The 24,653-nt window shown below is 68.0% G+C and carries 21 protein-coding genes; 6 read left to right on the top strand and 15 right to left on the bottom strand.

Annotation, left to right across the window (positions count from 1 at the left end; translation table 11 throughout):
• Positions 1–17: 17 nt before the first annotated feature.
• From proB to rplU, 4 genes are all read right to left on the bottom strand, one after another.
• Positions 18–857, bottom strand: coding sequence for a glutamate 5-kinase (gene proB, locus K0817_RS09495; protein ID WP_219981215.1), 840 nt, complete (start codon positions 855–857; stop codon positions 18–20).
• On the bottom strand, positions 854–2,362 hold the full coding sequence (obgE, locus tag K0817_RS09490) for a GTPase ObgE (RefSeq protein ID WP_219981214.1): 1,509 nt from the start codon (positions 2,360–2,362) through the stop codon (positions 854–856). The genes proB and obgE overlap by 4 nt, the downstream gene beginning before the upstream one ends.
• A 93-nt stretch (positions 2,363–2,455) precedes the next feature.
• Positions 2,456–2,713, bottom strand: coding sequence for a 50S ribosomal protein L27 (gene rpmA / locus K0817_RS09485; RefSeq protein ID WP_219981213.1), 258 nt, complete (start codon positions 2,711–2,713; stop codon positions 2,456–2,458).
• 19 nt (positions 2,714–2,732) lie between these two features.
• Entirely contained in the window at positions 2,733–3,041 is a 309-nt protein-coding gene (rplU, locus tag K0817_RS09480) for a 50S ribosomal protein L21 (protein ID WP_219981212.1), read from the bottom strand.
• 163 nt (positions 3,042–3,204) lie between these two features.
• Here rplU and K0817_RS09475 point away from each other — a divergent pair, with 163 nt between their 5' ends.
• Positions 3,205–3,477, top strand: coding sequence for a DUF4031 domain-containing protein (locus K0817_RS09475; protein WP_219981211.1), 273 nt, complete (start codon positions 3,205–3,207; stop codon positions 3,475–3,477).
• Positions 3,478–3,504: 27 nt separating this feature from the next.
• On the opposite strand, the gene K0817_RS09470 is transcribed toward K0817_RS09475, so the two are convergent.
• Complete coding sequence (locus tag K0817_RS09470; RefSeq protein ID WP_219981210.1) at positions 3,505–5,802, bottom strand: Rne/Rng family ribonuclease; 2,298 nt, start codon at positions 5,800–5,802, stop codon at positions 3,505–3,507.
• A gap of 324 nt (positions 5,803–6,126) precedes the next feature.
• On the opposite strand from K0817_RS09470, the gene K0817_RS09465 reads away from it, so the two are divergent.
• On the top strand, positions 6,127–6,729 hold the full coding sequence (locus K0817_RS09465) for a vitamin K epoxide reductase family protein (protein WP_219981209.1): 603 nt from the start codon (positions 6,127–6,129) through the stop codon (positions 6,727–6,729).
• Positions 6,730–6,744: 15 nt separating this feature from the next.
• On the opposite strand, the gene ndk is transcribed toward K0817_RS09465, so the two are convergent.
• Genes ndk through ileS form a run of 4 tightly spaced genes read right to left on the bottom strand, consistent with a single transcriptional unit; the run spans position 6,745 to position 12,320 of the window.
• Entirely contained in the window at positions 6,745–7,161 is a 417-nt protein-coding gene (ndk, locus tag K0817_RS09460; RefSeq protein WP_219981208.1) for a nucleoside-diphosphate kinase, read from the bottom strand.
• 40 nt (positions 7,162–7,201) lie between these two features.
• Positions 7,202–7,606, bottom strand: a complete 405-nt coding sequence (locus K0817_RS09455; RefSeq protein WP_253735280.1) for a DUF4233 domain-containing protein — start codon at positions 7,604–7,606, stop codon at positions 7,202–7,204.
• Positions 7,594–8,952 carry a folylpolyglutamate synthase/dihydrofolate synthase family protein gene (locus K0817_RS09450; protein WP_219981206.1) on the bottom strand — a complete coding sequence of 453 codons (1,359 nt, stop codon included), beginning with the start codon at positions 8,950–8,952 and terminating at the stop codon, positions 7,594–7,596. Before K0817_RS09450 ends, K0817_RS09455 begins: the two co-directional genes overlap by 13 nt.
• Positions 8,949–12,320 (bottom strand): isoleucine--tRNA ligase, encoded by a 3,372-nt coding sequence (gene ileS / locus K0817_RS09445; protein ID WP_219981205.1) that lies wholly within the window; start codon positions 12,318–12,320, stop codon positions 8,949–8,951. The genes K0817_RS09450 and ileS overlap by 4 nt, the downstream gene beginning before the upstream one ends.
• A gap of 311 nt (positions 12,321–12,631) precedes the next feature.
• Here ileS and K0817_RS09440 point away from each other — a divergent pair, with 311 nt between their 5' ends.
• From K0817_RS09440 to K0817_RS09430, 3 genes are all read left to right on the top strand, one after another.
• Positions 12,632–13,972, top strand: coding sequence for an MFS transporter (locus K0817_RS09440; protein ID WP_253735279.1), 1,341 nt, complete (start codon positions 12,632–12,634; stop codon positions 13,970–13,972).
• Positions 13,973–14,104: 132 nt separating this feature from the next.
• On the top strand, positions 14,105–16,684 hold the full coding sequence (valS, locus tag K0817_RS09435; protein ID WP_219981204.1) for a valine--tRNA ligase: 2,580 nt from the start codon (positions 14,105–14,107) through the stop codon (positions 16,682–16,684).
• Position 16,685: 1 nt separating this feature from the next.
• Positions 16,686–16,940, top strand: a complete 255-nt coding sequence (locus K0817_RS09430) for a hypothetical protein (RefSeq protein WP_219981203.1) — start codon at positions 16,686–16,688, stop codon at positions 16,938–16,940.
• A 38-nt stretch (positions 16,941–16,978) separates the two neighbouring features.
• On the opposite strand, the gene K0817_RS09425 is transcribed toward K0817_RS09430, so the two are convergent.
• From K0817_RS09425 to K0817_RS09415, 3 genes are read right to left on the bottom strand one after another with little or no spacing between them, the layout of a single operon-like run.
• Positions 16,979–18,325 (bottom strand): MFS transporter, encoded by a 1,347-nt coding sequence (locus K0817_RS09425; RefSeq protein WP_219981202.1) that lies wholly within the window; start codon positions 18,323–18,325, stop codon positions 16,979–16,981.
• Positions 18,322–18,549 carry a hypothetical protein gene (locus tag K0817_RS09420; protein WP_219981201.1) on the bottom strand — a complete coding sequence of 76 codons (228 nt, stop codon included), beginning with the start codon at positions 18,547–18,549 and terminating at the stop codon, positions 18,322–18,324. The genes K0817_RS09425 and K0817_RS09420 overlap by 4 nt, the downstream gene beginning before the upstream one ends.
• Complete coding sequence (locus K0817_RS09415; RefSeq protein ID WP_219981200.1) at positions 18,546–19,175, bottom strand: transcriptional regulator; 630 nt, start codon at positions 19,173–19,175, stop codon at positions 18,546–18,548. Before K0817_RS09415 ends, K0817_RS09420 begins: the two co-directional genes overlap by 4 nt.
• Positions 19,176–19,283: 108 nt before the next feature.
• Between K0817_RS09415 and K0817_RS09410 the strand changes: the two genes are divergently transcribed.
• Positions 19,284–21,335, top strand: a complete 2,052-nt coding sequence (locus K0817_RS09410; RefSeq protein WP_219981199.1) for a M3 family metallopeptidase — start codon at positions 19,284–19,286, stop codon at positions 21,333–21,335.
• A gap of 13 nt (positions 21,336–21,348) precedes the next feature.
• Here K0817_RS09410 and K0817_RS09405 read toward each other — a convergent pair whose 3' ends face one another.
• The 3 genes from K0817_RS09405 to K0817_RS09395 all read right to left on the bottom strand — a co-directional run bounded on the left by K0817_RS09405 (position 21,349) and on the right by K0817_RS09395 (position 24,638).
• Positions 21,349–22,464 (bottom strand): epoxide hydrolase family protein, encoded by a 1,116-nt coding sequence (locus K0817_RS09405; protein WP_219981198.1) that lies wholly within the window; start codon positions 22,462–22,464, stop codon positions 21,349–21,351.
• A 43-nt stretch (positions 22,465–22,507) separates the two neighbouring features.
• On the bottom strand, positions 22,508–23,776 hold the full coding sequence (gene clpX / locus K0817_RS09400; protein ID WP_219981197.1) for an ATP-dependent Clp protease ATP-binding subunit ClpX: 1,269 nt from the start codon (positions 23,774–23,776) through the stop codon (positions 22,508–22,510).
• 190 nt (positions 23,777–23,966) lie between these two features.
• Positions 23,967–24,638: an ATP-dependent Clp protease proteolytic subunit gene (locus tag K0817_RS09395; RefSeq protein WP_219981196.1), complete on the bottom strand. Its 672-nt coding sequence runs from the start codon at positions 24,636–24,638 to the stop codon at positions 23,967–23,969.
• Positions 24,639–24,653 lie beyond the last annotated feature (15 nt).

The following is a 24,653-nucleotide window of genomic DNA, read 5'->3' as shown; positions in this document are numbered from 1 at the left end:
AGGGGCTGATCGGGTCTTCATCCCAGCCTATCGGCGGCCGTGCGGACGGGGCCGGTGGCTGCCGGTGCGGCGGGCTCGGGATTCGGCTGGAACCAGGTGCCGATCCTCTGACCCGTCAGCGCCGCGTCGACGAGGTCGGCGCTCGTGACGAGCACACCGATTCCGGATGCCGCGGCCAGCCGCGCCGCCGATACCTTCGTGGCTGCTCCGCCGGTGCCCACGCTGTTGACCACGACGGACCCGAACTCGAAGTCGTGCAGATCGGCGCCGTACGCGACGTGAGGAATCGGCACGGCCCCGGGCTCGTCCGGCGGCCGGGTGTACAGGCACTCGATGTCGCTCAGCAGAACCAGCGCGTCGGCGCCGATGAGCTGTGCCACCATCGCCGCGAGCCGGTCGTTGTCGCCGAAGCGGATCTCGTGGGTGGCGACGGTGTCGTTCTCGTTGACGATCGGCAGGATCCGCAGCCCCAGCAGACGCTCCATGGCCCGTCGCGCATTCGAGCGGTGCGTCGGGTTCTCGAGGTCGCCGGCGGTCAGCAGCACCTGGCCCGCGACGATGCGGAAGGGGCGCAGCGCTTCCTGGTAGCGGTAGATCAGCACGTTCTGGCCCACAGCGGCCGCAGCCTGCTGTGTGGCGAGGTCACTCGGACGCTCGTCGAGGAGCAGGTACGGCATCCCGGTCGCGATGGCACCGGATGACACCAGCACGACTTCCGTGCCGCGGGCGTGCGCAGCAGCCAGCGCGTCTACGAGCGGGCCGATCTTGTGGGCGCTGTCGCCGCTGATCGACGATGACCCGACCTTCACGACGACACGACGGGCGGTGGCGATCCCTTCGCGCTCGAGCGACCTCACTCGTCGCCCTCCGCGCTCCGCTCCGCCGCTGCCAGCCGCTCCGCCTCGAGCTCGGCGCGCGCCTGCGCCTTGGCATCCATCATGTCGTGATAGCGCTCGCGCCGCTCCGACGTCGTCCGACGGCCGTCTTGCAGCAGGCGCGGATCGGTACCCCGCGGTGCAGTGGCCAGCTCAGCGGTGGATCGCAGCGACGGCTCCCAGTCGAACACGATGCCGTCGCCTTCGCCGATGACGACCGTCGCACCGGGTGTCGCACCGGAGCGGAACAGCGCGTCCTCGACGCCGAGCTTCTCCAGACGATCCGCCAGGTACCCGACGGCTTCCTCGTTCTGGAAGTCGGTCTGCTGCACCCAGCGAAGCGGCTTCTCCCCGAGGATGCGGTAGATGTTCCCGTACGTGCCACCCTCCACGCGCACCCAGAATTCCTTCTGCGAGCCCTTGGGGCGGATGACGACGCGCTCCGGTGCCGGAGTCTTGGCCCGTTCGATGCGGTGGGCCGCCACGATGTCGCCGAGCGCGAAGGTCAGCTGACGCAGTCCTTCGTGACTCACTGTGGAGATCTCGAACACGCGGAAGCCCCGCGCCTCGAGTTCGGGGCGGACGAGCTCTGCGAGATCCTTCGCCTCGGGCACATCGACCTTGTTCAGTGCGACGAGCTGCGGGCGCTCCAGCAGTGGGAGCTGTCCTTCGGGCACCGGATACGCCGCGAGCTCGGCGAGGATGACCTCCAGGTCCGAGAGCGGGTCACGGCCCGGATCGAGGGTGGCGCAGTCCAGCACGTGCACGAGCGCGGTGCAGCGCTCGACGTGGCGCAGGAACTCCAGGCCGAGGCCCTTGCCTTCGCTGGCACCCTCGATCAGGCCGGGAACATCGGCCACGGTGAACCGCACGTCGCCCGCCTGCACGACGCCGAGGTTCGGGTGCAGCGTCGTGAACGGGTAGTCGGCGATCTTGGGTCGCGCGGCCGACACGGCGGCGATCAGACTGGACTTGCCGGCGGACGGAAAGCCCACCAGAGCGACATCGGCCACGGTCTTCAGCTCGAGGAGGACATCCCCCTCCCAACCGGGCGTGCCCAGGAGCGCGAAGCCGGGCGCCTTGCGCTTGGGATTGGAGAGCGCGGCGTTGCCGAGGCCTCCGAGACCGCCGGGCGCGACCACGAACCGCATGCCGGGCTCGATCATGTCGACGAGGGTCTCGCCGGAGGCATCCTTCACGACTGTGCCGACCGGGACGGGCAGTTCGAGCGATTCGCCGTGCGCACCCGAGCGATGGTCACCCATTCCGAATCCGCCGTTGCCACCCGAGCGGTGGGGCGAGTGGTGGTACGACAGCAGCGTGGTCACCTGCGGATCGGCGACGAGCACGATGTCGCCGCCATGACCGCCGTTGCCGCCGTCCGGACCGGCGAGCGGCTTGAACTTCTCGCGCTTCACCGACACGCAGCCGTTGCCGCCTTTGCCGGCACTCAGGTGCAGCGTCACCCGATCGACGAACGTGACCATGCGGTCCCCCTCAGCTCTGGGTCAAGCCCAGGGTAATGACGGAAGGGGCGAGCCGAAGCCCGCCCCTTCCTCGAGAATGTGTGAGTCCGTGGATTACTCCGCGGCCGCCACGATGTTGACGACCTTGCGGCCGCCCTTCTGGCCGAACTCGACAGCGCCCGCTGCCAGAGCGAACAGCGTGTCGTCGCCACCGCGGCCGACGTTGGCGCCGGGGTGGAAGTGAGTGCCGCGCTGACGGACGATGATCTCGCCGGCGAGGACCCGCTGACCGCCGAAGCGCTTCACGCCCAGTCGCTGAGCGTTGGAGTCGCGACCGTTGCGGGTGGAGCTTGCGCCCTTTTTGTGTGCCATCTCTACGTCTCCCCTGGGCTTACTTGATGCCGGTGACCTTGACGCGCGTGAGGTCCTGGCGGTGGCCCTGGCGCTTCTTGTATCCGGTCTTGTTCTTGAACTTCTGGATCACGATCTTCGGTCCGCGCTCTTCACCGAGAACCTCGGCGGTGACGGTGACCTTCGACAGCTTGTCCGCATCGGTCGTGACGGCGTCGCCATCGACGAGCAGCACCGCGGGGAGCTGGATCTTGTCGCCGATCTTCGCGGCCTGACGATCGAGAACGACGATCGTGCCGACCTCGACCTTCTCCTGCCGGCCGCCGGCGCGCACAACTGCGTAAACCACTTCACACCTATTTCTTCTAGGAGCACGCGCACGCGCTCAGGACGTCAGGAAAGTTTCGGTGCGGAAATCTCGACGCACCAAGGGTCTACTTTACCAGATGCGGCATCACTCCGCGAAAGCGCCCACGCGTTCCCACTGCGGGGCGGGTGCATAGGATCTGCACGTGGCTATCCTCATCGACGACCCCCGCTGGCCCGCGCACGGCCGGCTCTGGGCGCATCTGGTGAGCGACTCCGACCTGCATGAACTGCACGCCTTCGCCGCCGCCAACGGAATCCCCGGGCGTGGCTTCGATCTGGATCACTACGACGTGCCCGAAGAGGCGCACGCACGGCTGGTCGCCGCGGGTGCGGAACACGTCAGCGGCCACGAACTGGTACGTCGCTTGATCGCCTCAGGGCTGCGCGTCACAGCGCGGGAGCGCCGCGGACGCTGAGTCCGCGACGTTCCCGCGTGAGCGTGCTCAGTCTTCCGCGGGAGTGTGCGAGACCGGAGTCCCGGTCAAGGCGGCAGTCGTCACCCGGCGGCGCGCCCGGCCCTGACCGGGTGCCTTCGGCTCGGGCAGGGCGTTGAGCACCGAGTCAAGAAGCAGGTCCTTCTCGGTCCTGGGAGTCTTGGCCCCGGCATCCGATCGCTTCTTGCGCGCCTTCTTCGGACGCTCCACGACGGGCTCTTCGACCGCGGGCTCCACCGGAGCGACCGCTTCTTCACCGTGATGGATCGTGGAGGCCGCGATCTGGGCGAGCGCCGACTTGACGCCCTCGGTGATCACATGGGTGCCGTTCGAGCCACCCGTCGGCGGCGTCGAGCCGCCCCGGTTGCGGCGTCCGGACGAAGAGCTTCCGCCCCCGCCTGTCGGGCGGTGCTTGACGACGGGGTCGTGATGCACGATCACTCCGCGGCCCGCGCAGACCTCGCACGGCTCGCTGAAGGTCTCGAGGAGGCCCAGGCCCAGCTTCTTGCGCGTCATCTGCACCAGACCGAGCGACGTGACCTCGGCGACCTGGTGCTTCGTGCGGTCGCGACTGAGGCACTCCACGAGCCGTCGCAGCACGAGGTCGCGGTTCGACTCCAGCACCATGTCGATGAAGTCCACGACGATGATGCCGCCGATGTCGCGAAGGCGTAGCTGACGGACGATCTCTTCGGCGGCCTCGAGGTTGTTCTTCGTGACCGTCTCTTCGAGGTTGCCGCCCGAACCCACGAACTTGCCGGTGTTGACGTCGACCACGGTCATCGCCTCGGTGCGGTCGATGACGAGCGAACCGCCCGAGGGCAGCCAGACCTTGCGATCCAGAGCCTTCTCGATCTGCTCGGTCACGCGGAACTCGTCGAACGGGTCCTGGTCGCCGTCGTAGCGCTCGACACGGTCGAGCAGATCCGGAGCGACGGACTCGAGGTACTTCGTGATCGTGTGATGCGCATCGTCGCCCTGGATCAGCATCTTCGTGAAGTCTTCGTTGAAGACATCTCGCACGATCTTGACCAGCAGGTCGGGCTCGGAATGCAGCAGTGCGGGCGCCTGGATGGTCTCGATCTGCTTGCTGATGTGCTCCCACTGATTCGTGAGGCGCTGTACATCGCGCGTGAGCTGGTCCTCGGTCGCGCCTTCGGCGGCCGTGCGGACGATGACGCCCGACGACTCCGGCAGCACCTCCTTGAGGATCTTCTTCAGCCGAGCACGCTCGGTGTCGGGCAGCTTTCGCGAGATGCCGTTCATCGCGCCGCCGGGCACGTACACGAGGTAGCGGCCCGGAAGTGAGATCTGGCTCGTCAGGCGCGCACCCTTGTGCCCGATGGGGTCCTTCGTGACCTGCACGAGCACTTTGTCGCCGGTCTTGAGCGCGAGCTCGATGCGCCGCGGCTGATTGCCGGTCTCGACGGCGTCCCAGTCGACCTCTCCCGAGTACAGCACGGCGTTGCGGCCGCGGCCGATGTCGACGAAGGCGGCCTCCATGCTGGGCAGCACGTTCTGCACGCGCCCCAGGTAGACATTGCCGATGAGCGACGCGTCCTGGTTGCGGGCGACGTAGTGCTCGACGAGCACGTTGTCCTCCTGCACCGCGATCTGGATGCGCCCGTTGCGCGAGCGCACGATCATCGCGCGATCGACGGCCTCACGGCGCGCCAGGAACTCGGCCTCGGTGACCACGGCGCGCCGGCGACCCGCCTCGCGTCCGTCACGGCGCCGCTGCTTCTTGGCCTCCAGGCGGGTGGAGCCCTTGATGCGCTGCGGTTCGGTGATCAGCTCCACTGCGCGCTTGCGCGGGTGGCCTTCGTCGGGGGCGGATGCCTCTTCCTTGCCCTCTCCCCCGCGGCGTCGGTTGCGACGGCGCGATGCGCCGGGCGACGCAGGCTCTGCCTCCGGCTCGACTGCCCCTGCAGGCAACGGCGGAAGAGGGGGAATCTCGGGTGCGTAGAAGTGGAGCTGAGTCGACACCGCGGACACGAAGTCCTCAGGGAGCAGGCCCAGACTCACCGCGGTGAGCGGCTGCGAAGGGTCGGCGTCCTCCTCGGAGGGCTGCTCGGCTCGCGGCTCGTCGGCGGTCGCCGGTTCGCTCGCGGCCGTCGCCGGCTCATCGGCGGGAGTCTGCGGCTCCTCAGCGGGAGTCTGCGGCTCCTCAGTGGGAGTCTGCGGCTCCTCAGCGAGAGACTTCGGCTCCTCGAAATGCTCCGTCAGCGGCGTCTCCGGTTGCTCCGTCGTCAGCGGAGCACCCGAATCGGTCTGAGCATTGAGGTCTGAATCGTTTCCATCTGCCATCACTGGCGCACTCCCTGCGGGGCGGCACCGCGCGCCGCCCGGCGAAATCTCGTGCGGCGCCGCACCTGCGGTGCCGCGAACTCACTCGGTCTGCAGCGGAATCCTGCGTTGGGCGGATGTTCTCGCTGCCACGGGCGTCCATCGCCCTGAAGTCTTCGGTGATGCTCATCGCGGCGCGGCCGCGCGTCATCGAGCCCCATTATCGCACTTCCCCCGCCGGATTGCTCATTCACGGCACGCCGGGAGTCTCACTCCGCCGGCCGTCCGCCCGCGGCGGCCCCGCGACGCGGCATCCGCCCAGCCCTCGATGCCATAATCCGAAGCATGCCCGAGCGTCAGACCCACACCCGTCCCACCGTGCTCGCCGTGTGGCTGGTGCTCGCCGGGGTCATCGGCTGGTGGGCGGCGTTCACCCTCCTGATGGAGCGTCTGCACAAGCTGGCCGACCCGAACGCCATAGCCTCGTGCGACTTCAACTCGCTGGTGCAGTGCTCTGCGAACCTCGAATCCTGGCAGGGCAGCCTCTTCGGCTTCCCCAACCCGATCCTGGGGATCACGGGCTGGGTCGCCCCGGTCGTGGTCGGCATGGCGCTTCTGGCCCGCGCCCGCTTCGCTCGCTGGTTCTGGCTGCTGTTTGCCCTGGGACTGCTGTTCGCCTTCGGCTTCGTGTGCTGGCTCATCTTCCAGAGCCTGTTCGTGCTCGGCACGCTGTGCCCCTGGTGCATGGTGACGTGGGCGGTCACGATCCCGACGTTCTATGCCGTGACGCTGCACGTGCTACGGGCGGGCCTGCTGCCCGCGCCGGTCGGCGTCCGTCGCGCCGCGGAGCGGCTGATGGGATGGATGCCGCTCATCACGGTGGTGAGCTACGCGATCATCGCCGTCCTCGCCCAACTGCAGCTGGACGTGCTCGGGCGCGCATTCTGAGTCCTGGGTGCAAGGTCAGCGGAACCAGATCTCGAGCTCACGCGCAGCGGACTCCGGGCTGTCGGAGCCGTGCACGAGGTTCTGCTGGACCTTCAGCCCCCAGTCACGGCCGAAGTCGCCGCGGATCGTTCCCGGGGCGGCGGTCGTGGGGTCGGTCGTGCCCGCGAGAGAGCGGAAGCCCTCGATGACGCGGTTGCCCGCGAGTCGGATCGCGACCGAGGGCCCCGACATCATGAACTCGACGAGTGGCTCGTAGAACGGCTTGCCCGCGTGCTCGGCGTAATGACGCTCGAGCCGCTCGCGGTCCGGCTCGACCAGGCGGATGTCGACGAGTGCATAGCCCTTCGCCTCGATGCGGGCGAGGATCGCGCCGGTCAGCCCGCGCGCAACGCCGTCGGGCTTGACGAGGACGAGGGTCTCTTCGGTTGCCATGGGTGTCTCCGTTCGCCGTCACCGGCACAGTCGAGGGTGTTCAGGACGTGGGGGGATCCGTCGCCCGCTGCGCATTGCGGCGGTCGAGCGAGGCTCCTTTGATCGTCGCATACGCATACATGCCTCCGAAAATGAGGGCGACGAGGGCGAGCGCCGGCACGAGGAGCGCACCGAGCGCCACGACGAGCTGCAGGAACCATCCGAGCGCGATACCCCACCGATGGCGAAGCACTCGCGCGGTGAGGATCATGGTGACGGCGAGCACGGCACCGCCGACGATCCCCCACCACGGCGCGATCGGTTCGGGCAGCGCCCGCAGGCCGTAGATGACGAGACCGGCGAGGAACGCGATCATCGACTCGAATCCGAGCACGATGGCCCCCAGCGACTCCGCCGCCCCACGCGCCCGCCGTGGCCGCTCGGCCGCGGCGGTCACCGCGCCCACCCGCTCTTCCAGTCCTCGGCGGACGACAGCGCGAGTGCCTCGCCGGCGAGCACGACGGAACCGGCGATCACCACCGCGCGACGTTCGGATGCCGCCGCCCATTCCCGCGCGGACTCCGCGGCATCGGCAAGGTCGGTGTGCACGGTGACGGGAACGCCGCGGGCCTCAGCCAGGTCGGCGATCGCGTCCGCGTCGTTGGCGCGTTCGGAGTCCGGCGCGGTGGCGAACACGTGCGCGGCCACGGGTGCCAGTTCGGCGACGATCCCGTCGGCGTCCTTGTCGGAGAGCACGCCCAGCACCATGCCCCACTCGTCGAAGTCGAACGCTTCCTGCAGCGCGGCCACGAGCGCGCGCGCACCGTGAGGGTTGTGCGCGGCGTCCACGACGACCGTGGGGCTCGCGCCGACCAACTGCAGGCGACCCGGAGAGGTCACGCCGCCGAGGCCCTCCGCGAGCACTTCCCCCGAGATGGGCTGGGTGCCTCCTCCGAGGAGCGACTCCACCGCGGCGATGGCGAGGGTGGCGTTGAACCCCTGGTGCGCGCCGTACATCGGCAGATACTCGTCGTCGTAGACGCCGGCGAGTCCGCGGACGCTGATCAGTTGGCCACCGACCGCCAGGCGCTGCTGAGCCAGAGCGAATCCTTCGCCCTCGAACGCGATCGTCGCGCCCCGCTCAGCGGCGGCCCGCCGAAGTTCCGCCTCGGCTGCGGGGTTCTGCCGCGCCGAGACAGCCGCGGCCCCGTCCTTGATGATCCCGGCCTTCACGGCGGCGATCTCGGAGATGGTGTCGCCGAGGCGATCGGCGTGGTCCATGTCGATCGGGGTGAAGACCGCGACGTCGCCGTCGGCGGTATTGGTGGAGTCCCACGAGCCGCCCATGCCGACTTCCAGCACCAGCACATCGATCGGGGCATCGGCGAAGGCCACGAACGCAAGAACCGTGAGCAGCTCGAAGAACGTCAGTGCGGCATCGTCCGCAGCGGCAAGCTCCGCGTCGACGAGGTCGACGAAAGGAGAGATCTCGTCCCACGCATCGGCCACGGCCGCGTCCGAGATCGGCTCGCCGTCGACCATGATCCGCTCCGTGAAGCGTTCGAGATGCGGGCTGGTGAACAGTCCCGTCCTCAGGCCGTGGGCACGGATGAGGCTCTCGATCACGCGGCTCGTAGAGGTCTTGCCATTGGTCCCCGTGACGTGGACGACGCGGTAGGTCCGCTGCGGGTCGTCCAGCAGCTCGAGGACGCGCCGGGTGCGCTCGACGCGCGGCTGCACCCAGCGCTCGCCCTGGCGTTCCAGCAGCGCGGCGTAGACGGCGTCGGCGCGGGCGCGATCGCGGTCGGTCATGCGTTCGCCTCGACCCTCGTGACGGCCACCTCGAACGGACCCGAATTGGCGAAGGCGCCGGCGTCGAAGGATGCCACGTGCTCCGGAGCCGGCGTGACGGGGCGGCTGCCGCGGGGGCCGTAGAGCGAGTGCTCCACGGCGAGCGTCTCGCTCGCGACGCCGGCTGCATCGAACGCGGACTCCACCGCGACGCGATCCTCGACGTCGTCGAATGCCAGCTCCAGCCTGATGCGGTCGCTCACATCGAACCCGGCGGCCTTGCGGGTGTCCTGCACCGCTCGGATGATGTCACGTGCGAGGCCCTCGGCCTCCAGATCCGGTGTCGTGGTGGTGTCCAGCAGCACGAACCCTCCTTCATCGAGCAGCGCGATCGCGGTTCCCTCATCGACACCGCCTGCCTCGAGGGTGAGTTCGTACTCGCCCTCGTGCAACTCGATGCCGTCGACCACGACGACGCCGTCCTTCTCCTCCCAGACACCTGCCCTCGCACCGGCGATGACGTGCTGGACCTGCTTGCCCAGGCGGGGCCCGGCCGCACGCGCGTTCACCGACAAGCGGCTGGTGATTCCGTAGCGCTGCGCGACGTCGTCGCCGAGCTCGACGAGCTCGACCGCCTTGACGTTGAGCTCGTCGCGCAGGATCCCTTCGAACTGTGCGAGGGACGCGGCATCCGTCATCGCCACCGTCAGCTTCGAAAGCGGAAGACGCACGCGCTTGCCCTCCTTCTTGCGCAGGGCGTTCGCGACACTGGATGCCTGCCGGACGGCGTCCATCGCGGCGCGGATGTCGTCGGCGGCAGGGTACGCCGACGCATCCGGCCAGTCCTGCAGGTGCACGCTGCGTCCACCGGTCAGACCCCGCCAGACCTTCTCGGACACGAGCGGGATGAGCGGCGCCGCCACGCGCGTGAGCGTCTCGAGCACGGTGTAGAGGGTGTCGAACGCCTCGCGGCTCTTCGGATCGTCGGTCACGCCGACCCAGAAGCGGTCACGAGAGCGCCGGATGTACCAGTTCGTCAGCGCTTCGGCGAAGTCTCGAAGCTTCGCCGCCGCCATCGTCGAGTCCAGGCCGTCGAGGTCTGCTGCGACCTCACGCACGAGGTCGCCCGTGAGCGCCAGGATGTACCGGTCGAGCACATCGGTGGAGTCTGTGCGCCAGGAGGCCTCGTACCCGCGTGAGCCGGAGGCGTTCGCGTAGGTCGCGAAGAAGTACCACGCGTTCCACAGCGGCAGCATGAACTCGCGCACGCCCGCACGGATGCCCTCCGCCGTGACGATGAGATTCCCGCCGCGCAGGACGTTGCTGGCCATGAGGAACCAGCGCGTGGCATCCGAGCCGTCCGAATCGAACGTCTCGTACACGTCGGGATAGTTGCCCCGGGACTTGGACGCCTTGAATCCGTCATTGCCCAGGATGATGCCGTGGCACGACACCCCCGTGAAGGCCGGACGGTCGAACAGCGCCGTCGACAGCACGTGCATGACGTAGAACCAGCCGCGCGTCTGTCCGATGTACTCCACGATGAAGTCGGCCGGCGCGTGCTCGTCGAACCATTCCTGGTTCTCGAACGGGTAGTGCACCTGCGCGTACGGCATGGACCCGGAGTCGAACCAGACGTCGAACACGTCCTCGATGCGCCGCATCGTGGAGCGACCCGTGGGGTCGTCCGGGTTCGGGCGCGTCAGGTCGTCGATGAAGGGGCGGTGCAGATCGACCTCGCCCTCGGCATTGCGCGGCAGGCGCCCGAAGTCGCGCTCGATCTCTTCGAGAGACCCGTACACGTCGATGCGCGGGTGCTCGGGGTCGTCGCTCTTCCAGATCGGGATCGGCGAGCCCCAGTAGCGGTTGCGGCTGATCGACCAGTCGCGCGCGCCCTCGAGCCACTTGCCGAACTGTCCGTGCTTGACGTTCTCGGGGACCCACGTGATCTGCTCGTTGCCTGCCAGCAGCCGGTCCTTGACCTCGGTCACGCGAACGAACCAGCTCGACACCGCGCGGTAGATGAGGGGATTCCGGCATCGCCAGCAGTGCGGATACGAGTGCTCGTAGCTCGCCTCGCGCAGCAGCCGCCCGTCCTGGCGCAGCTGCCTGATGAGAGGCCGGTTGGCATCCATCCACAGCTCTCCGGCGACATCCGTCACCTGCGGCAGGAACCGGCCGCCGTCGTCGAGGCTCATGATGAGCGGGATGCCGGCGGCCTCGGTCACCCGCTGGTCATCCTCGCCGAACGCCGGGGCCTGGTGTACGACCCCGGTGCCGTCCGCAGTGGTCACGTAGTCGTCGACGAGGATGCGCCAGGCGTTCTGGGTGCCCCACGTGTCAGCATCCGCGTAGTAGTCGAACAACCGGTCGTAGGCGACGTCTGCGAGTTCTGTGCCCTGGACGGTCTGCACGACCGCCGCACGTGCCGCCTCGGGCGAGTCGTAGCCGAGATCCTTGGCATAGTTGCCCAGCAGCTCCTCGGCCAGCAGGTAGCGGTGGGCGTACGCCTCTTCGGGCTCGTCGGCCTGCCCGTCGGCGGTGTGGTGCACGTCGGCGGCGCCGTTCGGGCCGCCGGGGACCACGGCGTAGCGGACCTCGGGGCCCACAGCGAGGGCGAGGTTCGTGGGCAGGGTCCACGGGGTCGTCGTCCACGCGAGGGCACGCACGCCGGTGAGCCCGAGCGCCTCGGCCTTCAGACCGACGAGCGGGAAGGTCACCGTGACCGAGGGGTCTTGCCGCATCTTGTATACGTCGTCGTCCATACGCAGCTCATGCGCCGAGAGCGGCGTCTCGTCGCGCCAGCAGTAGGGCAGCACGCGGTAGCCCTCGTAGGCCAGGCCCCTCTCGTACAGCGTCTTGAACGCCCACAGCACTGACTCCATGTAGGAGACGTTGAGGGTCTTGTAGCCGCGCTCGAAGTCGACCCAGCGCGCCTGGCGCGTGACGTAGTCCTCCCACTCGCGCGTGTAGGCCAGCACCGACTCCCGCGCCTTGGCGTTGAACGCCGCGACGCCCATCGCCTCGATCTCGCTCTTCTCGGTGATGCCCAGCTGCTTCATCGCCTCCAGCTCGGCCGGAAGGCCGTGGGTGTCCCACCCGAACACACGGTCGACCTTCTTGCCGCGCATGGTCTGGAAGCGCGGGAAGAGGTCCTTCGCGTAGCCGGTGAGGAGGTGACCATAGTGCGGCAGCCCGTTGGCGAACGGGGGGCCGTCGTAGAACACCCATTCCTCGGCGCCCTCGCGCTGGTCGACCGAGGCGCGGAAGGTCTGGTCAGCCTCCCAGAACGTCAGCGTCTCGCGCTCGACATCGGGAAAGCGAGGGCTCGGGACGACCGGTGCTGGATCGGCTGCCGGTCCGAACGGTGAGGGCTTCGGGTAGGTCATCATCTCTCGCAGGTGCTCGCTGGTGTGCGTCCTGCCGGGACGACCTGCCCGGAGATGTCTCCCGGCGGACCGCGGTACCACCCTGCATTGACGGGATGCCATCCACCGGCATCCGCCCTCTTTCACTGCGGCTGTGACGGGCCTGCCCCGCTCGGTTCTAGTAAGGGCTCGTCGTGACGGGCCCGGTTCTTCCGAGAGCTCCCCGGTGATGGCCGGATCAGCGCTGGTGCATCGAGTCTACCGTTGCCGCGCGAGCAGGGAATGATGAGAGGGTCTCCGTGGTTTCTGGACTCGTGCCAAGATTGACGACCGTGAGCTCCCGCGCTACTCCCGACACCTCCCCCGCCGCCACGACAACCCCCGCCCGCCGCGTCGCGTGGGCGTCGATGGTGGGCACGTCGCTGGAGTCCTTCGACTTCTACCTTTTCGCGTACTTCTCGGCGTTCTTCGTCGGCCCGCTGTTCTTCGACCCTCTGGGCCCGATCGGCGCGACCAGCGTGGCGTTCCTCACGATCGCCGTCGCCTTCGTCGTCCGCCCGATCGGCGCGATCCTCTTCGGCTACATGGGCGACCGCCTGGGCCGACGAGCGACACTGCTGTGGACCATCGGGATCATGGGCGTCGCGACGGGCCTCATCGGAATGCTCCCCACCTACGCGCAAGCCGGCTGGCTCGGCGCCGTGCTGCTGATCCTCCTGCGCATCGTGCAGGGATTGTCGTTGGGCGGCGAATGGGGCGGCTCGATCCTCATCGCCACCGAGCACTCCGGTCCCGTCAAGCGAGCGTTCTATGCCGCCATCCCGCAGCTCGGGTCGCCCGTCGGCTCGATCCTCTCCGCCGTGGTGTTCATCGTGATGACGGTCGCGCTCCCCGCCGAGCAGCTCGCCGAGTGGGGCTGGCGCATTCCGTTCCTGCTCGCGCTGCCGTTGCTGGCCGTCTCGCTGTACCTGCGGCTCACGATCTCTGAGACCCCGGTCTTCCAGGGCGTCGTGGCGGAGGGCCGGCGCGACCGCATCCCGTTCGTCACGATGTTCGCCAAGCGCCCCGCGGCGATGGCGATCGCGATCGGGGCGGCGCTGCTGGGCATCGGCTCCTACTCGCTGATGAACACCTATACGGTCAACTACGGTGTGGAACGGCTCGGGTTCAGCTTCCAGGATCTCCTCATCGCGACCACCATCGGCGGCCTCCTGCAGCTGATCACCATCCCGCTGTTCGGGGCCTGGGCGAGCCGCATCGGCTCGGCGAAGGTCGTGATGTGGGGCGCGCTGGGCACGCTGCTCATCACGTTCCCGATGTACTACCTGCTGCAGTCCGCGACCTTCCCCATCCTGGTGGGGACGATGATCGTCGGCGGCATCCTCCCGACGATGGCATGGGCGGCGCTCGGCGGGCTCATGAACGACCTCTTTCCCGACAACTTCCGCTACTCGGCGCTCTCGTTCGCGTATGCCCTCGCGGCCACGATCAGCGGCTTCGTGCCGTACGTGACGTTCGAACTGGGGACCGCGACCGGCTTCGTGTGGTGGCATCCGGGCATCATCCTTGCGGTCATGTCGGCTGTGACCCTGGTCTCGGCATGGCTGGCCGCGCGCCGGCGCCCCGAGCCCGAGCTCGCCTCCGCACCCGAGACGGCCTCCGCCGCGGTCTGATCGCACGGAAGAGAGAGCGGATGCCGGAGGCCCCCGGCATCCGCTCTCTCTGGTGACTGCACCCGGGTAGAATCGAGCCGCATCCCACACTCAGGCACGCTCACACGGTGCCGCACATATCGAGGAGACCCGATGGCCGACGCGCAGATTCCCGACAAGCCCGCCCTCGAGGGTCTCGAGACCAAGTGGGATGCGAGGTGGACCGAGCAGGGCACGTATCTGTTCGACCGGATCCGCGCCGCCGAGGTCGGCCGCAAGGGCATCTTCTCGGTCGACACTCCCCCGCCGACGGCGTCGGGAAGCCTGCACATCGGGCACGTCTTCAGCTATACGCACACCGACGTCAAGGTGCGCTTCGAGCGTATGCAAGGCAAGACGGTGTTCTACCCGATGGGCTGGGACGACAACGGCCTGCCGACCGAGCGCCGTGTGCAGAACTACTACGGGGTGCGCTGCGACCCGTCGCTGCCGTACGACCCGGAGTTCACTCCGCCGTACGAGGGCGGCGACAACAAGTCCAGCCGAGCCGCCGACCAGATCCCGGTGAGCCGCCGCAACTTCATCGAGCTGTGCGAGAAGCTCACCGTCGAGGATGAGAAGCACTTCGAGGCGCTCTGGCGCTCGCTCGGTCTCAGCGTCGACTGGACGCAGACGTACCGGACGATCTCCGACGAAACGATGCGCGTCAGCCAGCTCGCGTTCCTGCGCAACCTCGAGCGCGGCGAAGCCTTCCAGGATCTCGCTCCGACGCTGTGGGACATCGACTTCCGCACGGCGGTGGCCCAGGCCGAGCTCGAGGATCGGGATCAGCCCGCCGCGTACCATCGTGTCGCCTTCCACAAGACCGACGGCAGCGGTCACGTCGTGATCGAGACCACCCGCCCCGAGCTGCTCCCCGCGTGCGTTGCGCTCGTCGCCCACCCCGACGACGAGCGGTACCAGCCGCTCTTCGGCACGACGGTGCGCACGCCCTTGTTCGACGTCGAGGTGCCCGTGCTCGCGCATCCCCTCGCACAGAAAGACAAGGGCTCGGGCATCGCCATGATCTGTACGTTCGGCGATGTGACCGACATCGTGTGGTGGCGTGAGCTCGATCTGCCCAACCGGACGATCCTCGGACAGGACGGTCGCGTTCTGGCCGAAGCGCCGGATGTGATCGTGACGGATGCCGCGAGGGGGGCATACGCGGAGCTCGCCGGCAAGACGGTGTTCAGCGCCAAGAAGCGCATCGTCGAGCTGCTGCAGGAGTCCGGCGACATGGACGGCGATCCCAAGCCGTTCACGCACTCCGTCAAGTTCTATGAGAAGGGCGACCGGCCCCTCGAGATCGTCTCGACGCGCCAGTGGTATCTGCGCAACGGCGCTCGTGACGAGTCCTTGCGCGACAAGTTGATCGCCCTCGGTCAGCAGATGTCGTGGCATCCGGATTTCATGCGTGTGCGCTATGAGAACTGGACCAACGGCCTCACCGGCGACTGGCTGGTGTCGCGTCAGCGGTTCTTCGGCGTGCCCATCCCGGTCTGGTACGCGCTCGACGAGAACGGCGAGCGCGACTACAGCCGCGTGCTGACGCCGGACTCCGCCGCGCTGCCGGTGGACCCGTCCAGCGACGTCCCGCCGGGCTACACCGAGGACCAGCGCGGCGTGCCCGGCGGCTTCGAGGGCGAGAACGACATCTTCGACACGTGGGCGACCTCGTCGCTGACGCCTCAACTCGCCGGCGGCTGGGAGCGCGACCCCGAGCTGTGGAACCTCGTCGCACCCTTCGACGTACGCCCCCAGGGCCAGGACATCATCCGAACGTGGCTGTTCTCCACCATGCTGCGCAGTGCGCTGGAAGACGATCGTGCGCCGTGGACGGATGCCGCCATCTCCGGCTTCATCGTCGATCCCGACCGCAAGAAGATGTCGAAGTCGAAGGGCAACGTCGTCACGCCGGCTGACATCCTGGTTCAGCACGGCTCGGATGCCGTCCGTTACTGGGCGGCTTCGAGTCGCCTCGGCACCGATGCGGCGTTCGACCCGCAGAACCCGACGCAGATCAAGATCGGCCGGCGTCTGGCCATCAAGGTGCTCAACGCCGCCAAGTTCGTGCTGTCGTTCCCGGTGCCCGAAGGTGCGCAGGTCACCCACGCGCTCGACGCGTCGATGCTCGCCGCCCTCGACGGCGTCGTGCGCGACGCCACGAAGGCCCTGCAGGCCTACGACCACGCGCGCGCACTCGAGATCACCGAGTCGTTCTTCTGGACGTTCTGCGACGACTACCTCGAGCTGGTGAAGGAACGTGCGTACAACCAGGCGGACGTGGGTCAGGCATCGGCCGCCCTCGCCCTGCGGATCGCGCTGTCGACCATGCTGCGCCTGTTCGCGCCGGTCCTGGTGTTCGCCGCAGAGGAGTCCTGGTCGTGGTTCAACGACGGCTCGGTGCACACCGCACCGTGGCCCGAGGCGCTCGAGATCGAGGGCGACCCCGGCGTGCTGAGCGTCGTGGGCAGCGCCCTCATCGGCATCCGTCGGGCTAAGACGGAGGCCAAGGTCTCGCAGAAGACGTCCGTCGACCACGTGACGATCTCAGCTCCGGCGGCATCCCTCGACGCCCTTCGCCTGGCCGAGGGCGACCTGAAGGCGGTCGGCCGGATTGCCGAGATTCACTACGCGGATGCCGAGGAGCTGACCGTCTCCGACATCCAGTTCGCACCCCAGGAGGACTGACATGCAACTCGGAACCCGTTGGACTTCCGGCGACGAACCGCCGCGCGCCGTCCCCGAGGCGCTGCACCCCAGCATCCGGGACGTCGACGAGGCGATCCCCGGCGACGATCTCGGTCAGCCGCGTCCGCGCTGGACCCTGACCTGGCTCGAGGGCCGCCCGATCGCGGAGCTCGACACGGGTGTCATCGTCACGCTCGATGCGGAGGGCGAAGCTGTCGTCCGCCACGACGACGAGACCGGGTTCGGCGGCCACTGACCGCGACCAGGCCCGCGCCGGGTCAGGCGTGCGCCGGGTCAGGCGTGCGCCGCGTCGACCTCCGCGCCCGCCTTGCGGGTGCCCACGACCAGGAGCCGTGAGCCGAGGATGGTCGCGATGAGGATGAAGATCCCGGCCGCGACGAACGGCAGGCGCAGATCGATCCGCGCCACCCAGCCGCCCAGCAGAGTGGCGATCGGGAACATGCCCCACGTCAGCATGCGGATGATGCCGAGCACCCGGCCGAACAGCTCGGTGGGAACGATCTGCTGACGGAGGGCGCCCCAGGGCACGTTCCACACCGAGATCGAGAAGGCCCCGAGCGCATAGGCGGCGCTGGCGGAGAACACTTCGGGGGCCAGGCCGGTCAGGCCCAGCCCGACGGCGGCCCCGACGTTCGCGGCGAGCATGACGCGTCCGCGACCGAACCGCTCGACCAGTCGCGGCGCGACGAGCGATCCGAGGAGCGCTCCGACGCCCACGCCCGCCGTGACGAACCCGATGGCGGCTGGGACGACATCCAGGTCGTCGAGGAAGTACAGGATGGTGCTCGCCTGCGCGAACGAGAGGGCGCTACCCACGAGCGATGTGTAGAGGACCATCGCACGCAGATAGCGGTTGCGCCACAGGTAGACGATCGCCTCTCTCGCCGTCACCCTGCTCGGGGACGGCGGCACCGGCACCGGCATCGCGGAGCCCCCGGCCGCCACATCCGGCGCTCCCGGGTCGGTGACGCGCGCCGGCTCGCGGAGCGGGCGCGCCGCAGAGATCGGCAGAAGCAAGGCCAGGACGATGGGCACGATGTATCCCGCCGCCCCCAGCCACAACGGCAGTGCGAGCGAGACCGCGAACAGCAGCCCGGCGATCGGCTGTGCGACGAACATGTCGATCGTGATGTGCGCGGCCTGCATTCGTCCGTTCGCCCGGTCCAGCTGCGGCTTGGTGACCACCCCCGGGATGACCGCGTTCGTCGCGTTGTCGAACAGCGTCTCACCCAGCCCGAAGATGAGCGTTCCGACGAACAGAGCCCAGAGCTCCAGAGAGCCGGTCGCCGTGAGGACCGCGAGCCAGAGGGCTGCGCCTCCACGGAGTGTGTTGGCCGCCGCCATGATGACGCGTCGGTCGAAGCGATCCACGATCATGCCGGCCGGGAGTCCGAAGACCAGCCAGGGGAGGAACGCGAGGGCGCCGATCACCGAGATCGCGAGTGGATCGCGCGTCAGCGTGGTGGCGATGAGCGGAACCGCGGTGCGTCCCAGGCCGTCGGCCAGGTTGCTGAACGCAGCCGCGGTCCACAGCTTGCCGAAGTCGCGGCCGAGCGGCGTGCGCTTCGGTCGGCCGGCGGGCCGTCCCGGCGCCGTCGCGGTGTCGAGGGCGCCGGTCATCGCGGCATGATGCCGACGGATGCCAGCGCCTCGGCGTGCCTGCGGGCAGCTGCCGCGGCATCCCGCGCTGCCATGATGCTGCGCCGCTCGGGACGATGACGACGGGAGACCCGGGCCGCCACGATGCCGTCGAGCGCCGACGCGGCAGACAACAGCGCACGATCGAGGAACGTGACGCGAGGCACGCCTGCCGCAGCGACGCGGTGTGCGGTGAGGGCGGTCATGATTGTCCTCCTAGTTCGGGAAGCGGGAAGAGATCGGCCCTGATCGTGACGGGCCGGACGTTCTCGCCGGTCTGGTTTCGGTAGTTGTCCACGACGTCGTCGATGAGCGCCATGATCTTCGCGGCGAGTTCCTCGCTCTGCTCGGGGGTGAGCCGAGCGGTGGCGGTGGAGATCATGCTTCCCTTCCGCCAGACGTCGTTTTCGTCCAGAACCCCGCGGTCGACGAACTGCAGGAGCTGCTCGTGGCGGAGCTGAAAGAACTCCCGCATGACGATCTGACTGGCGGCTCTGCCGGAAGGGGTCTTGAGCGCCTCGGGATTGGCGAACGACACGCCGCCCGCCGGACGCTCCCACCACCGTTCGCGCCCCGACCCCTTGTCGACGCATTCCTGGATGAGGTCGTGCTTGGCCAGCGCCCGCAGATGGTAGCTGGTCGAACCTGACGACTCACCTAGCCGCTCCGCGAGTGAGCTCGCTGTCTGCGGGCCGTACTGGCTCAGGATGTCGTAGATCTTGACACGGAGCGGATGTGCAAGTGCGCGCAGCGCCCCCGCGTCGAGGACGCGGTCGGCTCGTTCCGAAGCGCTGTCCGAAGACGCCGGCTGGGCCGGGTCGTTGTCTGTCATGCTTCTCACGATAGCCATGCAAAGACTTCTTTGCAAGCATTAGTTTGCAATTGGAAGTTTGCAAAGGAGTCGCTGCCCGGACTGGCGCCGACAACTAGGCTGAACAGCATGCCCACGGACAACCCGCTGCTGACTGCCACCGCGCTCCCCTACGGCCTGCCCGACTACTCGGTCATCCGGCCTGAGCACTATCTCCCCGCCTTCGAGCATGCCTTTGCCGAGCACTCCGCCGAGATCTCGGCCATCACACGAGTGCGCTCGATGCCCACCTTCGAGAACACGATGGTCCCCCTCGAAGAGAGCGGGCGCCTGTTGGGCGATATCGCGCGCACCTTCTACACGGTGTCGTCGGCTGACGCGACGGAAGAGATTCAGGCGATCGACGAGCAGCTGGCGCCCCTCATGTCGGCGCACCAGGACTCGATCCAGCTCGATGCCGCACTGTACTGGCGGATCAAGACCCTCCACGAGCAGCTCGATCAGCTCGGGCTGACTCCGGAGGAGCGGTACCTCGTGGAGCGGCACTACACAGAGATGTCCCACGCGGGCGCCGGGCTCGACGATGACGCCAAACAGCGGCTCACCGGCCTCAACCAGCGCCTGTCGACGCTCACGACGCAGTTCGAAAAGAACCTGCTCGCCGACACCAACGACCTCGCGGTGGTGTTCGATGACGCCGCAGAACTCGAGGGTCTCACCGAGGGCGAGCTGTCGGCGGCCGCTCGGGCCGCCGCCGACCGAGGGCTCCAAGGCAAGTGGGTGGTGACTCTGACCCTGTTCACGGGGCACCCCTACCTCTCGAGCCTCACCGACAGGTCAGCGCGTGCGCGCCTGCTCGAGGCATCTCGTTCCCGCGGGTCGCGCGGCAACGAGAACGACAACCGTGCGACGCTCCTCGAGATCGTCCGACTCCGGGCCGAACGGGCACAGCTCCTGGGTTATGACTCGCACGCGGCGTACGTGACCTCCGACGAGACCGCCCGCTCCCCCGAGGCCGTCCACGATCTGCTGCGGCGACTCGCCGTCCCCGCCGCCCGCAATGCTGTTCGTGAGCAGGGCGAGCTTCAGAAGATCATTGACGCCGAGCCGGACCCGTTCCCGCTCGCCGCTCACGATTGGGCCTACTACACCGAGAAGGTGCGCGCCGCCGAGTACAACCTCGACCGCGCTGCGCTGCGTCCGTGGTTCGAGGCCGAGCGCGTGCTGAGGGACGGGGTGTTCCGCGCCGCCACCGAGCTGTACGGCATCGACTTCACCGAACGCGGTGATCTTCACGGTTATCACCCCGATACCCGCATCTTCGAGGTGCACAACGCCGACGGCAGTGCGCTCGGACTGTTCATCCTCGACCTGTACACCCGCGACACCAAACGTGGCGGCGCGTGGATGAACTCGATCGTGCTGCAGTCGCACCTCCGGGGAACCGCCCCGATCGTCGTGAACAACCTCAACGTCCCGAAGCCGGCGCCGGGAAGTCCGACGCTTCTCACGCTCGACGAGGTCACGACGCTCTTCCACGAGTTCGGCCACGCCCTGCACGGCCTGTTTGCGACCGTGACATACCCTCACTTCGCGGGCACGAACGTCTTCCGGGACTTCGTCGAGTTCCCCAGCCAGGTGAACGAGATGTGGATCTACTGGCCCGAGATCCTGACGGCCTATGCCCGTCACATCGAGACCGACGAGCCGCTTCCGGCCGATGTCGTCGACAAGCTGCACGCGTCTGAGGCGTTCAACCAGGGCTTCGCCACGAGCGAGTATCTCGCCGCCGCATGGCTCGACCAGGCGTGGCACTCACTATCGACCAGTGAGGCGGGCACTGATCTCGACGTGGCCGCCTTCGAGGCGGCCGCTCTCGCCGACGTCGGGCTAGACAACCCCGCCGTGCCCACGCGGTATTCCTCCACCTACTTCGCGCACGTCTTCTCGGGCGGCTACAGCGCCGGATACTACTCGTACATCTGGAGCGAGGTCCTCGACGCCGACACCGTGGAATGGTTCCGCGAGAACGGCGGCCTCCGACGCGAGAACGGCGATCGCTTCCGCGAGCGGCTGCTCGGTGTCGGCGGTTCGAAGGATCCGCTCGAGGCATACCGCGACTTCCGTGGGCGGGATGCCGAGATCAAGCCTCTTCTGAAGCGCCGGGGACTCGCCGACTGACGCGGCCGCCCGATCAGATGGCGCCGAGCCCTTTCGCGAAAGCGCGCATGCGGTCGGCCATCATCTGCGGCGCCTCGCCGACCGTGAAGTGGCCGCCGGTTTCGAGGCGCTCGAAGGCGCGGATGTCGCGGTAGAAGCGCCGTGCGAGCGATTCCGGGTAATCCCACTCATGGCGCTGAATGTGAACGGATGCCGGGATCTCGACGGCCGGCATCGCATCGGGCTGGTCGGCACCCTCGTAGTAGGGCCGGAAGGACGAGCCGATCGACTGGGTCGTCCAGTAGATCATGGCCTCGGTCAAGATGCGCTCACGCGAGATCAGGCTTTCGACGGCCCGCGGATCCTCCGCGGGCCCGTCGCTCCACTCCACCAGCTTCTCGGCCAGCCAGGCCAGCAGCCCGGCCGGAGAGTCGTTGAGCGCCGCAGCGAGCGTGTCGGGCCTCGTCGCCTGGATGTGCCCGTACCCCCCGTTCGCTCCTCCCCATTGATCCAGACGCTCGAAGAACGCGATTTCGTCGGGCGCGGTGAGGGATTCGCGCTCGGCGCTGGCCGGAAAGTGCGAATGCGTGACGAGGACGCCTCTCACCGACTCCGGGTAAGTGCCCGCGATGAGGTCGTTGACGTTGGCGGAGACGTCCTCGCCGTATGTGAAGTAGCGCTCGTAGCCGAGAACGCTGGTCATGAGGGCGTGCATCGTCGCAGCCAGACGGACCTCGGTCATGGGGCCTGACGCGTACGGCGTCGAATAGCCGAATCCGGGGAAGCTCGGCACGATCACGTGGAAGTCCGGGAGCAGCTGGGCGAACTCGAGTTGCAGGGCGAAGGTGTGCGGCCAGCCGTGCATCACCAGCAGCGGCGGCGCATCGTCTCGTGCAGAGCGCAGATGGACGAAGTGGACGGTCGTGTCGTCGATGTCGGCAAGGAACTGGGGATGCCCGTTGAGCCAGGCTTCGCGTGCACGCCAGTCGAATCGGCGCCAGCTGTCGACGAGTTCGCGCAGATACGCGGCGTCCATTCCCGAATCAGGACGACGTGGTGAGTCCGGCAGCGGGCGGAACCGTTCGAGGCGCTCGTGGAGATCGGCGATCTCCGCGTCGGGAACGTGGATCGTGAACGGTCGCAAGGTCATCCTGCGACGCTAGTGGCGGGGTCCGACACCCGCGGCGGACGTGTCAGGCGCTCTTGCGCTTCTGCCGCAGCACCAGGGTGGGAGTCGCGCCCTCTTCGACGGCGGCGCGCGTGATGATCGCCTTGTCGACGTCGTCGCTGGAAGGGATCTCGAACATGATCGGACCGAGCACGTCCTCGAGAATCGCCCGCAGCCCGCGCGCACCGGTCTTGCGAGCGACGGCGAGATCAGCGATGGCCTCCAGAGCCTCCCGGTCGAACTCGAGCGTCACACCGTCGAGTTCGAACATGCGCTGGTATTGCTTGACAAGCGCGTTCTTCGGCTCGGTGAGGATCTCCATGAGGGCCGCCTGGTCGAGCGGCGCCACGGACGCGACCACCGGCAGGCGGCCGATGAACTCGGGGATCAGCCCGAACTTGTGCAGGTCTTCCGGCTGCACCTCACTGAACAGGGTGAGGTCGTCACCCTTGTTGTGCAGCGGCGCGCCGAAGCCCACTCCGTGCTTGCCGACGCGCGACGAAATGATGTCTTCCAGCCCGGCGAAGGCGCCCGCGACGATGAACAGCACATTCGTCGTGTCGATCTGGATGAACTCCTGGTGCGGATGCTTACGGCCGCCCTGCGGCGGAACGGAGGCGACGGTGCCCTCGAGGATCTTCAGGAGGGCCTGCTGAACCCCCTCACCCGACACGTCACGGGTGATCGACGGGTTCTCGGCCTTGCGGGCGATCTTGTCGACCTCGTCGATGTAGATGATGCCGGTCTCAGCACGTTTGGTGTCGAAGTCGGCGGCCTGCAGCAGCTTGAGCAGGATGTTCTCGACGTCTTCGCCGACATAGCCCGCCTCGGTCAGGGCCGTGGCGTCGGCGACCGCGAAGGGCACGTTCAGCCGCTTGGCCAGGGTCTGCGCGAGGTACGTCTTGCCGCAGCCGGTGGGCCCGAGGAGGAGGATGTTGCTCTTGGCGATCTCGATCTCGTCGGCGCGCTGCTCGGCGGACTGGATCGTGCCGTGCGCGCGAACTCGCTTGTAGTGGTTGTAGACGGCCACGGACAGCGCGCGCTTGGCGTCGTTCTGCCCGACCACGTACTCCTCGAGGAAGGCGTAGATCTCGCGCGGCTTGGGGAGGTCGAACTCGGCCACGACACCCGAAGAGGACTCTGCCATGCGCTCTTCGATGATCTCGTTGCACAGCTCGACGCACTCGTCACAGATGTAGACCCCGGGACCGGCGATCAGCTGCTGGACCTGCTTCTGGCTCTTGCCGCAGAAGGAGCATTTGAACAGGTCCGCGCTCTCACCGATGCGTGCCATGCGGCTCCTCCTCGTGACGTGGGGCCCAGTCCCCCGGCTGTCTTCCGAGCCTAACCTCTGGCGGCGACATCCGGCGGGATTGCGACGCACGTTGTGGAGGGGCGTCCGCCCAGAGCAGAACGCGCAGTGGGCGAACGCCGACGCCCCGTCACCCGGATCCGGGTGACGGGGCGTCGAAGCGCGTCGAGGGCTACTTGGTCAGCGCCTGCTGACCGCGCTTGCGGGTGGTGAGCACCTGGTCGACGAGACCGTACGCCACCGACTCTTCGCCGGAGAGGATCTTGTCGCGGTCGATGTCCTTGTTGACCTCTTCGGGCGTCTTGTTCGAGTGCTTCGACAGGGTCTGCTCCAGCCACGTGCGCATCCGCATGATCTCGGCAGCCTGGATCTCGATGTCGGAGGCCTGACCGTGGCCGGCCTCACCCATCGCGGGCTGGTGAATGAGGATGCGGGCGTTCGGCAGCGCCAGGCGCTTGCCCGGGGCACCGGCCGCGAGGAGCACGGCGGCAGCCGACGCCGCCTGGCCCAGCACCACCGTCTGGATCTGCGGCGAGACGTACTGCATGGTGTCATAGATCGCCGTCATGGCCGTGAACGAGCCGCCGGGCGAGTTGATGTACATGATGATGTCGCGGTCGGGGTCCTGGCTCTCGAGCACCAGCAGCTGGGCCATGACGTCGTCTGCCGAGGCGTCGTCGACCTGGACGCCCAGGAAGATGACGCGGTCCTCGAACAGCTTGTTGTACGGGTCCTGGCGCTTGTAGCCGTAGGCGGTGCGCTCCTCGAACTGCGGCAGGATGTAGCGGCTGCCGGGCATCTGGAGCGCCTGCGGGGCGCCTGCTCCGAAGGTGGGTGTCTGCATTGCGGGTTCTCTCTC

It is taken from the genome of Microbacterium sp. HD4P20 (genome assembly GCF_019449275.2).
Taxonomy (GTDB): domain Bacteria; phylum Actinomycetota; class Actinomycetes; order Actinomycetales; family Microbacteriaceae; genus Microbacterium.
Note: the sequence above shows the minus strand (reverse complement) of the source record. Positions and strands in the feature narration are given on the sequence as shown.

What these genes read in the sequence shown, in the direction of transcription:
- obgE (WP_219981214.1), bottom strand. Translation starts at nt 2,362, where the DNA reads ATGGTCACGTTCGTCGATCGGGTGACGCTGCACCTGAGTGCCGGCAAA.
- rpmA (WP_219981213.1), bottom strand. Translation starts at nt 2,713, where the DNA reads ATGGCACACAAAAAGGGCGCAAGCTCCACCCGCAACGGTCGCGACTCC.
- K0817_RS09470 (WP_219981210.1), bottom strand. Translation starts at nt 5,802, where the DNA reads ATGGCAGATGGAAACGATTCAGACCTCAATGCTCAGACCGATTCGGGT.
- K0817_RS09465 (WP_219981209.1), top strand. Translation starts at nt 6,127, where the DNA reads ATGCCCGAGCGTCAGACCCACACCCGTCCCACCGTGCTCGCCGTGTGG.
- ndk (WP_219981208.1), bottom strand. Translation starts at nt 7,161, where the DNA reads ATGGCAACCGAAGAGACCCTCGTCCTCGTCAAGCCCGACGGCGTTGCG.
- K0817_RS09450 (WP_219981206.1), bottom strand. Translation starts at nt 8,952, where the DNA reads ATGACCGACCGCGATCGCGCCCGCGCCGACGCCGTCTACGCCGCGCTG.
- ileS (WP_219981205.1), bottom strand. Translation starts at nt 12,320, where the DNA reads ATGACCTACCCGAAGCCCTCACCGTTCGGACCGGCAGCCGATCCAGCA.
- valS (WP_219981204.1), top strand. Translation starts at nt 14,105, where the DNA reads ATGGCCGACGCGCAGATTCCCGACAAGCCCGCCCTCGAGGGTCTCGAG.
- K0817_RS09430 (WP_219981203.1), top strand. Translation starts at nt 16,686, where the DNA reads ATGCAACTCGGAACCCGTTGGACTTCCGGCGACGAACCGCCGCGCGCC.
- K0817_RS09425 (WP_219981202.1), bottom strand. Translation starts at nt 18,325, where the DNA reads ATGACCGGCGCCCTCGACACCGCGACGGCGCCGGGACGGCCCGCCGGC.
- K0817_RS09420 (WP_219981201.1), bottom strand. Translation starts at nt 18,549, where the DNA reads ATGACCGCCCTCACCGCACACCGCGTCGCTGCGGCAGGCGTGCCTCGC.
- K0817_RS09415 (WP_219981200.1), bottom strand. Translation starts at nt 19,175, where the DNA reads ATGACAGACAACGACCCGGCCCAGCCGGCGTCTTCGGACAGCGCTTCG.
- K0817_RS09410 (WP_219981199.1), top strand. Translation starts at nt 19,284, where the DNA reads ATGCCCACGGACAACCCGCTGCTGACTGCCACCGCGCTCCCCTACGGC.
- K0817_RS09405 (WP_219981198.1), bottom strand. Translation starts at nt 22,464, where the DNA reads ATGACCTTGCGACCGTTCACGATCCACGTTCCCGACGCGGAGATCGCC.
- clpX (WP_219981197.1), bottom strand. Translation starts at nt 23,776, where the DNA reads ATGGCACGCATCGGTGAGAGCGCGGACCTGTTCAAATGCTCCTTCTGC.
- K0817_RS09395 (WP_219981196.1), bottom strand. Translation starts at nt 24,638, where the DNA reads ATGCAGACACCCACCTTCGGAGCAGGCGCCCCGCAGGCGCTCCAGATG.